Raw genomic sequence first — 13418 nt, 5'->3', positions numbered from 1 at the left:
CCTCCCTAAAAGCCTGTAAAGTCGCCAAATATCGGACTAAGTAAACGGATGATCCATGTCAAGCCATCAAAGAACAATAACACCCCGATGGCAATCATGATATAGCCCCCTACTTTCATAAACTTCCCGCTGTTTTTGCGCATCCACTGCGTACGTGTCACAAAGAACGATAGCAAGAAGAACGGAATGGCAAATCCAAGGACATACGCGACCATATACCAGACGCCAAGCTCCGGATTGGATCCTGCCATGACAAGGACCGCTGCAAGGATTGGCCCTGTACATGGTTGCCATCCTGCAGCAAATGCCATACCGATCAAGCTGCTTCCGAAATAACCAGACGGACGATTCTTAAATTGAAGACGTTTTTCAGACATCAGCATCTCCGGTTTGAAAACACCAACGACAAGAAGTCCGAAAACGATAATCAAGATAGCCCCGATTTGGCGAATCAAATCACCATATTGGATAAAGACTGTACCGAGCCACGACGTAGCGAAGCCCAGTGCAATAAAGATGGCCGAAAAGCCGAGTAAGAAGAAGAGCGTGTGGAACATCCCTCTAGTCTGCATTTTCTTTTTATCTGTTTTGATCTCTTCGATCGACATTCCAGTTATATACGACAAAAATGCCGGATACAGAGGAAGCGTACAAGGCGAGATAAAACTCAAAAACCCTGCCCCAAAAGCAAGCCAGATGGTTACATCGGTTGCCAAAATCAATCACCCTCTCGTATTCACTGTGTTTATCGTATCAGAATTCGAGCGAAAAGACCCTACTGTTGCTTATGACATTTCTATGACAGTTGTTCTTGGACAATACCGTTTTGAAGCTGATACATCTTATGGTATAAGCCTTTTTGACGAATCAGTTCTTGGTGCGTACCACGCTCGACGATCTCTCCTTGGTGCAAGACGAGAATCAGTTCGGCATCTTGGATGGTGCTCAGGCGGTGAGCGATTGCAATCGTCGTCCGTCCTTTTCGCATTTTTTCAAGGCTTGTCTGAATCGCGACTTCGGTTTCCGTATCGATATTCGCTGTCGCTTCGTCGAGGATGAGTACTTTCGGATCTGTGGCCATGGTGCGGGCAAACGCCACGAGCTGACGCTGACCACTGGAGAAGGTCGAGCCGCGCTCGGTCACTTTTTGTTGATACCCGTCCGGTAGTTCCCGAATGAACGAATCGGCTTGAACGAATTCGGCTGCCGCTCGTACTTGCGCACTTGTCATCTCGGAGTCATGGAGACGGATATTGCTCTCGATGTCTCCATAGAAAAGGAACGGATCCTGGAGCACGAGCCCCATTTTTTTCCGCAGTTCATTCATCGGAAAGTCTTTTAAGGAATGACCGTCAATCAGGATGTCGCCGTTTTCATATTCATAAAAACGCATGAGCAAATTGATGATCGAGCTCTTTCCACTCCCTGTATGACCGACGAGGGCGACGGTTTGACCGGGTTCTGCAGTAAATGAAATGTTTTTTAGAACATCTTGGCGTCCGTCATAAGAAAACGTCAAATTGCGAAACTCGATCTTGCCTTGCTCGATTTTTGCCTTTGGCTGTTCACTTTGTGCAGGAGCCATGTCTTCCTCATCCATGAGTTTAAATACGCGGGAAGCAGCCACGATGGCTTGCTGGAAGATCGATAAACGTTGCATTACTTGATTAATCGGCTCAAAGAATCGGTCGATATACGTAACAAAAACATAGATGACTCCGATTTCTACAGGACTTGTGAACGATGTGATCCCGAAGTAGCTAAGTACAAGGATGATGGCCAGTGCATAGACAAGGTCGATGGCTGGTCGAAGCAATAAGCTATCCAGTTTGATGTTGCGTCTGCCTGCTCGAAAATGTGCATCATTGATTTCACTAAACTCGTCGCGAAGCCGTTTTTCTTGGCGAAACGCTTGAATCATCCCCATTCCGGCAAGTGATTCGGCAAGTTTCGCATTTAATTGTGACAAGCGCTCGCGTAGGTCTTGATAGACGACCGAGCTATGTTTTCTGTACGTGTAGATAATCAAACCAAGGATTGGTAGAAGCAGAGTCGCCATCAGGGCAAGCTGCGGATTAATCAAGAACATCGCAATATACACCCCGATGATCAAGAAACCGGCTTGCACGAATCCGACTAAGACACTGACAAACATGTCTTTAATAGCTTCCGTATCATTTGTGACGCGGGACACGATGCTTCCAGCAGGCGTCCGGTCAAAATAGCGCATGCCAAGACCCTGGACCTTGGTGAACACATCGATTCGCATCGTCTGAATGATTTTCAGTGCAAGCTTTTGGAAGGTCATCAGCTGGAAGTAACTGATAATCACGTTACTGATTTGAATGAAGATGTATCCTCCGGCAAGTCCAATGATAGCTGCTTGCGGAAAGGAACCGACCGTTAAGTATTCATCGATGTAGACCTTGATGAGATATGGGCCTACCAGATCCCCGATGACCGTCAGCGTTAATAACACAAGCGCAATCGCCATCATCTTTTTATGAGGAATCAAATAGCGCAGAAGGCGTTTCAACACTTGCCACTGCATTTTACCGGTCAGTTTGGGCATTTTCTCATCCATTCAGATCCCCTCCTTGCTCTACGAGTGACTCGAGCTGCTGGAGCTGATACATCTCGAAATACGTACCTTCTAGAGCCATAAGCTCCTCATGCGTGCCTTTTTCTTTGATTGTCCCGTTCTCCATGACGATGATCTGGTGTGCATGCTGGATTGCACTCAGACGGTGCGACGTAATGATGGTCGTTTCGTCCGTTCGCTCACCTTTCAGTGATTCCAAGATCGCTTCCTCTGTCTTTGCATCGACTGCAGACAGAGAGTCATCCAAAATGAGAAGCTCTGGCTTCATCATCAGAGCCCGCGCAATCGAAATCCGCTGCTTCTGACCACCTGAGAGCGAAACCCCTCGCTCACCCACAATGGTGTTGTAGCCATCGGTAAAACGTAAAATGTCTTCGTGAATCGCTGCGAGCTTGGTTGCCCGTTCGATTTCTTGTTGTGAGGCTTTGACATTTGTGAACGCGACATTGAGTCCCACTGTTGTCGAGAACAAGAAATGATCTTGCGGAACATACCCAATCGCTTCGAGTAGACTTTCTTTTTTGTAATCGCGAATGTCATGCTGACCATAGGTGATGTGACCTTGATACCCTTCGAACTCTCGCATCAATAGCTTCAGTATGGCGGTCTTTCCGGAACCGGTCCGTCCGACAATACCGAGTGTTTCCCCTCGGTCAAGCGTGAAGTGAACATTGTGTAAAGCAACACGTTCATCTCCTGGGAAGGAGAACGAATCAATCGCAAATGTCACTTTTCCTTCTGGTTTCATCTCCAGTGCACCGACACGATCATCGATGTCCACAGGCTCAGATAGGAGCTGTCGGATTCGGTCATATGAAGCACGGCCACGTTCCACAATGTTGAACAGCCAGCCAAAAGCAAGCATGGGCCACACAAGCAAACCAAGATACGTATTGAATGCCACGAGTTGTCCGATTGTCATTTCTTCAGCCAAGATAAATTGTGTCCCGAAGCTGATGGCTAAGAAGAAACAGGCGCCGACAATCAGAGAAATGGTCGGGTCGAATAAGGAATCGACTTTTGCTACGTGGACATTTTTATCAACGACATCTTGAGACAGTCGTTTGAAATCTTCAGTGTCTTCTTTTTCTTGGCCAAACGTCTTGATTACCTTGATTCCGCTGATGCTTTCTTGCGATTTGTCATTCAAATCGGAGAAGGCTTCTTGGGCGAAGCGGAAGCGCTGATGCAACAATCGACCGTAATAGCTAGTCGATAAAACCATAAGTGGCATCGGAAGAAGTGCGATCAGCGTCAGCTTCCAGTTGATGGTGATGGCCATCGCGGCAATTACGAAACCGCCTGTAGCAAGAGAGTCGACAAGTGTCAAAACTCCCGCACCCGCTGTTTGTTGGACAGCCGATAAATCGTTCGTTGCATGTGCCATCAAGTCCCCGACGCGGCGTTTCTGATAAAACGCAGGTGACATTCGGCTAAAATGTGTAAATAATGTTTGTCGCATGCGTCGTGCCAATAAGATGGCCGAACCAAAAATCATCATTCGCCAGTAATAGCGAAGGATATACATAAGGACGGCGGCTCCAGCAAGTAGGCCCAGCCACTGCGTAAGAAGCTGTGATGTGAGTCGCTCTTCATTGATGGCATCGACGACTTCCCCGATGATGCGTGGGGGAATCAGTGTCAAAAATGCAACAAACAGCAACATGACGATGCCAAGTCCGTAATGCCATTTTCTCTCTTTAAAGAACCAGGCAAGGTCTAAAAATACCCTCATGTGTCGTTCCCCTTTTCTCGTACAAATTGAAAACCTTATTTAGTTTAGCAAATGTTCACACATTTCGGAAGATGAACGACTAAAATAGTTTCGAAAACTGAAATAGTTGCACTTACAACTTATTATGTCCACCAAGGAGCGTTGCCCGGTATCGCGCCGTCCCATCTGCAGTATAGGATACCGCCCGGAGTACTGCGGTCGATCCATATTTCCGACGAAGGGCATCAACGGTTTTTCCGAGTCGTTCTTCGCGCAACTGCTCCCGGTGAGAAAAGAGATTGAGTTGGAGGCTTTCGTCTTCTTCCAGGTTCGAAACTGACAGGGCGATCCGTCGCACGGGAGAGCCGTCATAAAATGTGTCCATCAGAAGGTCAAAAGCTTCATAGATGACGGATGTACGGTTGGTTGCTTCGTCAATGGACATGGAGCGGCTGAAGCCCCCGAACTTGCTGTAGCCGATGCTCATGTGCATCGTCCGGCCCACTTTCTTCGCTTCACGTAGACGCCGCCCAACGTCTTCTGTCATCTCAAGGACGACCGCCATTACTTCTTTTTTGGAATTGTAGTCGCGGAACAGGATCTGTCCTTTGCCGTAGCTCACTTGTCCTTCCATGAGTGGAGCGCCGATGTCCGAAAGATCAATGCCCCACGCATGATGGTAGAGTTGATTCCCCATGACGCCGAACTTGTCTTCGAGTCGTTCAAGCGGTGTATGGGCCAGGTCCCCCATCGTATAGATACCCATACTGTGCAGTGTGCGCTCGAGACGCGGGCCAATGCCCCAGACATCCCGCAGTGGAGATACTGGCCATAATTTCGTGGGTACGTCTTCATACGTCCATTCGGCAAACGTTGTCTTTTTGGCTTCGAGATCAAGCGCGAGTTTCGCAAGCAGCATGTTCGGCCCGATGCCGATGGTGCACGGCACTTGGAATTGTCGCAGCAAGTCGCTGCGAATCTTACGGGCTACATCCCAAGCGTCTCCCCACAAATGTTCCGTACCTTTAATATCGATAAAGCTTTCATCAATGCTGTAGACATGGATGTCTTCCATCGGGACGATCTGATTCAGATAGCGTGTGATTTCTGCCGAGATTTTGACGTAGAGCTCCATCTGTGGCTGGATGATGCGAATGTCGGGGTGATTTGGAATTTCAAACAGACGTGTACCTGTCTTGACGCCGAAGCGTTTTTTCATCGGTGACGATGCGGCGAGCACCACACTTCCTTTTTGTTCAAGGTTGCCGACGATGGCAATGGCTTCTTGTTGAATATCGAGGCCGTGTACAGCAGCAGAACAGCTTGCAAAGAAACTTTGCATATCGATGCAAAGGATCTTCCGCGGTTCAAGCAGTTCATACATGTAAATCCCGCCTTTCTATTTTTTCTTAGTATACATCGAACAAGTGTTCTTATACAATATAGAATACTTGTTCAAGCAGAAGAGCGTGCCTGTTACCCACACCATTCTAGCTTTTGATCAGACACAGTTCGAGATAACGTCGAAGAAGTGTGTCTGATCAAAAGTTGCTCCAGAATTGTGAGGGTGACAGGTCCGATGACCAATCCTTCAATGAACGCCAGATGTGTGTTCTTTTGAAGGATGAAAGAAGAGCCTTTAATCATCCTAAATTCTTAATCAAGTCTGATTTTCTTGTGCAAAAGAGAAGAAAGCAAAAGCAGCGCTCCATGACGAACAATCTTGTCATGGAGCGCTGCTCTTCTTATTATCATTTCTTTAGAAAATCGTCTTTAATCAAATATAGGGACATCTCAGACCTTTTTGCGGGAAGGGTGCATTCTCCCCACAGCCATTGGAAGACCTAAATGTATGACAGCAGACAAGCGTGCCTGTGACGGGCTAAAGATCTGAAGAAGTTAAAAAATTCCTACTTACCTTCAAGGCGACACTTCTAAAATTATATTAAGTCAATAGTGGTCTAAATCTTCTCTAAGCTCAGCTCTTATATCCTCCTGTTGTGCCTCCCTGCTGTAGCAGTCAGCGATAGAACGGAGTAATGCACTTGTACGTGGCCAGCGTGCATCAGAGATATTTGCATAACCATTATACCTGTCGGCAAGTATTCTCTCCTGCGCCCCTCCCTCAGTTATACTTTTGGTTACAACTCCCCTACTGTTATACACGCCTGTAGTAAATCCTTTTTCGAGGTTTGTATTACTGAACTGCTCGATAACATCTCGAACAGCTTCATGTGGCCATCCACCATCGCTCCCAACAATAGATGCACTTAATAATTTACCAACATAGTTAGCCCCTATTGTACCTCTATACAAATCAAGAGTGTACTTTAGAGTGTTGCTAACCCACTCAATTAACTCCTGCTTATCAACACTGTTATCTTTCTTAAAACCTGGTAAAGTGCGCCATGATTTCAAAAGGTCATCACCTTGGGAGGCACGCTGACGTTCCTCGTAGGTAGATTCTTTCAATTCCTCATTCTCCGCATTATAAACAAGCGATATTACTTCTGCAAAAAACTTTGGGTTACGTCCCAATTCATCATGCAGAAGCTTAGGAGCATGGCCACAACGATCTAGAATAGGGAGGTATGCCCATTCCAAAGATGCTATTTTCTCTTCTTCAATATCATTAGAAGCTTCAAGTTTCTGAAACAAGATAGAAATATCGTAAGAAAATGAATCAGAGTTCAAATTATCTATTGATGATACATCAAGTGCTTTTCTTAGGGCTTCTACTATTTTGGAGGGTTCGGCAATTTTTATGTGTAATGATAATAACTCTATTGCTGAATAAGGTAGATTGTATTGTGAATACTTGTCAAACGCCCTTTCTAAACCTTTGTCATTTATTAGGTATGGAGAAATCAATGACCAGTACCTTCTCTCGACCTCATCACCTGATTGCTGTACCAAATCCCATGTAGTTTCATTAGAAGGTAAACATAATAATATTTCTGCTTTTTTATTTGCCTCCCATTCCATAGCTACTTCTAACTTTTTTAGTGCCCAGTCATTCCCAAAGCTTTCAATACTACCTAAGGTATATCCACGAGCGAACTGTGAAAATTTTATATCAGGCGAGTCCAAGTAATCTATAAGAATCTTATTCTCTTCGATTTCCGATAATTGGTTTTTACCAAGTGCTGAACCCACCTGAAGTGGATCTTCGACATTAATAATCAGATCAATTACTCCCTCAATCCCAAATCTATTATATATATGATTTAGTACACTTACCCTTTCTTCATTAAGTTTTTCCTTATGCGCTTTCCAATCCGCTTCACGCCCTTCTAGTAGTTCAGGTCTGGAACTAAATAACCAACTATAGCGTGAAACTGGCTCTTGAATTTCAAATTTATGATAAGTTTCCTCTAATCGATTTACTATTTCCATAGGAAGAGCCCAATCTGCATCAGGGAAAGAGCGATGCCTTGAAATTTCTTTTCTGATCGCGTTCCAAATCAGTGCCTTTTCTTCTGACCCAATGTCGATATTACTTATTCTCTTAAGCTCATTTAAAACTATTTCAAAGTCCTCTAAAGGTAACCTTGGTATGGCATTAATGATTTTAACCCAATGTCTACCCGAAACTCCTACCTCCTTTAATAAGAGTTTCACAATTTCATGAGTTGCTTTTTTATATTCTGCTTCTGAAATATATCTTTTAGAATCTGGAGCCCAGTTCCTCCATTTTGGCTTAGACGTGCTGTGCCCTATGGGATGATTCTTTGGAAGTAATTCGCATAACAAATCCAAACCAATATTTGGTTCCCTTTTTAATAGAACTTCAAGGGTTTGAAGACGTTGTTCAGTAGAAGCAGAGGTTTGAGGATTCCATGTCAAAAATATTTCACGAAGACTATTCTTAGGTCGATTAGATATTTTACCACCAGGGTCGATTTTACTTAACTTAGCTAACAATATGGAAGTTCGACCAAGATATTCAGGATTCCATGCGAGTGTTTCAAGTGCCCAAAGTAGTCCTGTATGAGGAGAAGATCCAAATAGAGAGTCTTTTTGATCATTAAAAAGCTCTAAAATCGTCTCCTCATTTAATATTTCGTCTTCAAGCGCTTGAAGAAATTGGACTGGCGCCGCCTCTGCAAGCAATGGGAGAACAGAGGATAATGAAGACCATACTTGCCAGCTTCCTTTTGAATCATTAAATAACTCATAAATAATTTTTGAAGAATAAGTTCTTAACGATAAAGTAGCATGAAAAGAATCTTCCTTAGCTCCCAAAAACGCTAATGTATCAGCTAGATCTCTTATAAAAAGTTCGGAATAATTAGATGAATAACCAATCACCTTTGCCAACAAACGCTTTTCGACGGGCAAATTAAATTTAGGATTAATTGTACCAAGAACTTTGAGAGCTACTAATCTAAATTTTTCAATATCTGCAGGGGTAACGTAACGAATTAAGAGTGACCATGCATCTTCCTTTGAAATTATGTACCAGGCGCCTCCTATGCGACGGATAGGAGGGTCAGATTCATTAGCCCATCTAATTATCACTTCAGTAAGACTATCGTAAGAAGTTTCTGCCAATTCAACGAGTGCTTGTTTATCTCCTTCTGTATTGTCATTCCAAGCACCTGCAAATAATAATGGAATAAGAGATCGTGCCTCACTTGGTCTTGCCCATAAAGGCTGCCTGATTTCTGGACTAAGTGCTGTTTGTCGACGATATGTAGTAAGTCCTCTTCGAGCTAATAGTCCAAGTTCTCGTGAATGGCTCTCATTAATCCCCATTTCAATTAGGATTTCTGTTACTCTATTACGAGAAAGACGCGGAATTTGTATAGCACTTGACGTTGAACTATCGGAACGCATCAAAGGTATAATAATCTGGTGACCATTTCTAATTGCACGACTCAAACCTTCTAATTCAAAAGTAGGAATTAATATAAGATTATTTTGGGATGATGATAAATAAGTCCATGCTTCTGAATTATTTACCACTATTGCTTTTGATAGAAAGAAATCCTTCTCTGTTGAAGGAAGTAAATTAATAGCAGCAGCAAATACTGCTATAGCCTCATCACGAGTTTCTGCTTGTAACCTCAGCGGAGAAGTTGAACTTTTTAGCCAATGATATATTTCTGCTGTGATATTTTCACGCCCTGCTAATACCATTTCTGAAGAGATTATAGGCTGAGTCTCCTCCGACCAATCAGTCCAATAACTCCACAAATCAGTACAGTTTTGAGGGTGCTTTCCTGAAAGTATAGACAACCAGACATGAACAGTTGGACTTTGGCTTAGCCACGTTTCAAGATCATCGGCATCATAAACCCGAACTTCCTTCCAAATGCCTTCTTTTTGCCTTTCTTCAGTCCATTCATCTTTATTCCCCCATCTCCTAGGTGTGATAAAAACATATGTGGTTTCTGAGGGAATCATAATTAATGGATTTTCACTTCGTTTCTTGTAATCATCATCAGCTTTCTTTTTAACGCTTCTGTTTACCCCCATTTCCCACACTGTAATGCCACTTGGTACAAAACTACTACTTTCTTCAACTATAGTAATACCATCCCATCCACCTAGACTTACTCCTTCCCCTGCAGCAAAGCTAATTTTTTCAATATGTTCACTACTTGACAGTATCAAGCTTCGAATAAGTTGAGGAAGTATAGATTGAGAGTCACGTCTATCTGCCCACTGGACTATATCAGTTGCATCAACTAGTAATTTAGAATGCATAAAGTATTCCTCCAATTTTTCCGAAAATTCCAATTAAGACCATTATACTTAATCAAAAAAAGTTTAACCACTTGATGCATATGAATGCGCAGTAAGTACAATGAGACATATATACAACAAATATCTGGAGAATCAGTCCCTCACCCTTCCCCAAAAAATCAGAGCGTGCCTGTGTAACCCACAACACCATTCTAGCTAGTTTGAAACAGCATTGAACAAGTATCGCCGAGTAAAAGCTGCTTTAGAAATGTGAGGGTGACAGGCTCCTGTGACAAATCATGCAATGAGCGCCATCTGTGGGTTCTTTTGAAGTATGAAAAAAGAGTCTTTGATAACTCTATATTCTTAATCAAGCTTGATTTTTTTTTGCAAAACATATTAAAGCAAAAGCAGCGCCCTATGACGGACAAAACTGTCATGGGCACTGCTCTTCTTATGATCATTTCTCTAAAAAATCGTCTTTAATCGAATACAGGGACATCTCAGATCTTTTTTCAGGCAGTTTGCAAACGCTGTTTGTCTTTTCTCGCTAATGCGCTGTAGGGTTTCAAATCAATCATTATTGAAAGTAGGCTACGGACCTGATAACTAACTATAGTTTTTGGCCGTCGTAAGGTTTCCCGTTTTCTATGAATTCTTTTATAATCCCTAAAGCTTTATCTAAATCATGAATCGTATAGTTTTCTTGCACTTGAGAGCGGTCAGCAGGTACATGATGATGGTGATGTGGATCAGTCTCCATACCATCTGGAAATTGATGATGAGGAACTTCATGGAATTCATTTTCCCACGCGCTGATATGTCCAGGTTTAGTTCTATTCTTTTCCCACGAATATCGATACTGCAATTTTTCATCATCAGAGTTGAACCATTCTTTAACACGCAATCTTGTTTCACCATAATAACAAGACTTAAAATACAAGGTGATTTTTACAATAGTTTGTTCCCCCATGTTTTCTAGAGTTAAATCTGGAGCTTCTCGAAATAGATGACTATATTTTTGTATGAGTGTTCTGTAATCAGTAGACTTAGGCATCTGTATCTCTTTGAACTTTTAGCCGTTTGATTAAATTACTCTTTTTAATTAAGTAATCTCTCCAATCATAGAGATCAAGAGCCTCATCTAGCTGATCTATTTCACGGTCATTTAAATCCCCATATAAGGTGTTGAATTCGCCACCAAATTCCATTTCGAATTCTGTTATTTTTTGTTGCACTTCTGCAATTTTCTCTTCTGTCGTTTGCCATCTTTTTTTATTTTGTTGATACATCCACTGAATTTCGAATGCTGTTGTAGCATCTTGCCAAAGGTCCAAAGCGACTTTAGGAATTTTCTTCACATTATTTACTTCTTGGACCTCTAATCCTTTAGTTACATATTTATAGACAGTGGGTCTTGAAACTCCAAGATATTGTGCAGCATCTTCTACAGACATTAATTCATTCACATTATAGTCGTAATCAATATATCCGTCTTCAGTGACTTCCGAAAATAGTTTATCAAATGAAAATTTAATTGTTTTAAATTCCGGTCCATCCATTTTTTGTTGCTCTAACATTTCAATGATTTCGTGCAGGACATCACTATTTGTTTGAGTCATCAATTGGTTTGTAGATTTGATTTTCATTTTTCGGAGACTAATAAATCGAACCGAATTGGAAAACATATCGGAGATAAAGTCAGAAAATGCATATAGTAAAAATTGAATTTCTTTTTCTAACAATACTGGATCTTTTGATTGAAATGCCACATTAATTGTGTCTTTCGTTCTTTCCAACACTTGAATTGACATCGTCATCACCTCTTACCTCCATTGTAACTAAATTTAACAATAAGTCAATTTTGTAAACACACAAAAATTTATTTTTGTAAATATTGTATGTGGTGGTGTCGGAAATATAACATGAGAAGTATAAAAATATTTGTAATCCTAATTTATGATCAAGCCTGATTTTCTAGTGGAAAATAAAATAAAGCAAAAGCAGCGCCCCATGACGAACAATAATGTCATGGGGCGCCGCTATTCTTATTATCATTTCTCTAGAGAGTCTTTTATCCAATATAGGGACATCTCAGACCTTTTTTCAAGAAGTGTACATTCTCCCTTCAACCTTTGAAAGGCCTGAATATATTACAGGCTCCGGACTTAGATTATTCAGGTTGAGAATATATCAAAACTTTATTAATGGCAGATTTTAAATCACCTGCAAAAATCAAATAATCTTCAAGAATTTGAACATAATAGATTATATTATTACTTTCAAATGACTTCCAGAGTTCAGGTCGATACTTAGTGAATTTCGGGAAAGATATTCTCGAAGAATCTTCATCAATAGAAATCTTATTTTTAAGTTGTTCAGAAAACGAATTTAAAATATACTCAATTTCTTCTTCATTGAAGGTAGACATAACACTATACGGCTGCTTTCTTTTCATTATCAAATCCTCCTATCCACAAAGCTTCTACTGGTTAACCTCTCCATACACTTCATACATCATATCCTCCATGATATACGCTTTAAATTCTGGGTTCTTAAGGATTTTCATGAAGAAGTCTTGGTTGGTGTTCATACGATCGTAACGAAGTCCATGAAGGTCCGTTCAAATGCAAACTTGAAGTTCTCTTTCGTGTTGTTTTTAGCTTTTTGACGAATATCGTCACTATTTAAGATATCTTCTTTCACTTGTTCACGTGATAGATAGTCAGTCTCTGAGAATTCGGCACCAAACCGGTCATTTAGTTTTTCTAAAATTGAGGACAAACGGACTTTTTCGTCTTCTACTGCCCCACCTGCGCCGTATTTTTGAGGATCAAGTTCAGAGCCTCCAGTTTTTTCGAGTTCGATGCTGCCTTCGAAGACTTTTTGATTGCGGTAGTATTCGAGTGCAACGTCGTCAGCAAGATAGATGTCTTTATCTATAGAGCTTCTTGGCAAATTACGCAGCAAATAGTTTAAGTAGATATAGTGCTTATGAAGACCCAAATCGATAAATGTCACGACTTGAAGCACAAATCTATACGTGCGTGTGAATTTTAAAGCAACGTCTTTAAACGCAAGTTGTTCTTCTGAAAGACGTTTGAAGCGTTCTACGCCTTGGTCAATTAGAAGGAGTAGTTTTTCGAAGCCACTCCACCGAACCACCTTCTCCTAAGGGAGCACTCGGAAGCCTCCTCGTCGGTACTCAAAGCTTGCACTTTGCGCCCGCCTGTGGGGTCTTTCAAGCACTCTGATCCCTGGGAGAAGGTGGCTCGGCTCCGTGACTTCTCACTAAAGAGAATGATACTGAATAAAGTAAATTTGAATTTTAAAATGCGCAGTAGAGGATGGTGAGAAGCACGGTTCAAAAAGTTGGATTTAGTTTAAACCGCCGTTTTTTTCAATGGTCTG

At 41.9% G+C, this 13418-nt stretch carries 8 protein-coding genes and 1 pseudogene; all 9 read right to left on the bottom strand.

The genetic code is table 11. The features are described from left to right. Positions 1 to 5: 5 nt before the first annotated feature. On the bottom strand, positions 6 to 716 hold the full coding sequence (locus ACFO0S_RS14280) for a cytochrome c biogenesis protein CcdA (RefSeq protein ID WP_378142765.1): 711 nt from the start codon (positions 714 to 716) through the stop codon (positions 6 to 8). An 80-nt stretch (positions 717 to 796) separates the two neighbouring features. After that, on the bottom strand, positions 797 to 2584 hold the full coding sequence (locus ACFO0S_RS14275; protein ID WP_378142764.1) for an ABC transporter ATP-binding protein: 1788 nt from the start codon (positions 2582 to 2584) through the stop codon (positions 797 to 799). After that, on the bottom strand, positions 2577 to 4337 hold the full coding sequence (locus ACFO0S_RS14270; protein WP_378142763.1) for an ABC transporter ATP-binding protein: 1761 nt from the start codon (positions 4335 to 4337) through the stop codon (positions 2577 to 2579). The genes ACFO0S_RS14275 and ACFO0S_RS14270 overlap by 8 nt, the downstream gene beginning before the upstream one ends. A 112-nt stretch (positions 4338 to 4449) precedes the next feature. Then, positions 4450 to 5700 carry a Y-family DNA polymerase gene (locus ACFO0S_RS14265; protein ID WP_378142762.1) on the bottom strand — a complete coding sequence of 417 codons (1251 nt, stop codon included), beginning with the start codon at positions 5698 to 5700 and terminating at the stop codon, positions 4450 to 4452. A 566-nt stretch (positions 5701 to 6266) separates the two neighbouring features. Then, positions 6267 to 10028, bottom strand: a complete 3762-nt coding sequence (locus ACFO0S_RS14260; RefSeq protein ID WP_378142761.1) for a hypothetical protein — start codon at positions 10026 to 10028, stop codon at positions 6267 to 6269. A gap of 592 nt (positions 10029 to 10620) precedes the next feature. Then, a complete protein-coding gene (locus ACFO0S_RS14255; protein WP_378142760.1) occupies positions 10621 to 11064 on the bottom strand; it encodes a toxin-antitoxin system TumE family protein in 444 nt (147 codons plus the stop codon). Beyond that, positions 11057 to 11821: a helix-turn-helix domain-containing protein gene (locus ACFO0S_RS14250; protein ID WP_378142759.1), complete on the bottom strand. Its 765-nt coding sequence runs from the start codon at positions 11819 to 11821 to the stop codon at positions 11057 to 11059. The genes ACFO0S_RS14255 and ACFO0S_RS14250 overlap by 8 nt, the downstream gene beginning before the upstream one ends. Before the next feature lie 359 nt (positions 11822 to 12180). Next, positions 12181 to 12465 carry a hypothetical protein gene (locus ACFO0S_RS14245; protein ID WP_378142758.1) on the bottom strand — a complete coding sequence of 95 codons (285 nt, stop codon included), beginning with the start codon at positions 12463 to 12465 and terminating at the stop codon, positions 12181 to 12183. Positions 12466 to 12492: 27 nt separating this feature from the next. Then, a pseudogene (locus ACFO0S_RS14240) lies at positions 12493 to 13148 on the bottom strand (type I restriction endonuclease subunit R); the annotation flags it as partial. Positions 13149 to 13418: the final 270 nt, after the last annotated feature.

It is taken from the genome of Chryseomicrobium palamuruense (genome assembly GCF_042649045.1).
Lineage (GTDB): Bacteria > Bacillota > Bacilli > Bacillales_A > Planococcaceae > Chryseomicrobium > Chryseomicrobium palamuruense.
This window is presented reverse-complemented; position numbering and strand designations above follow the sequence as displayed.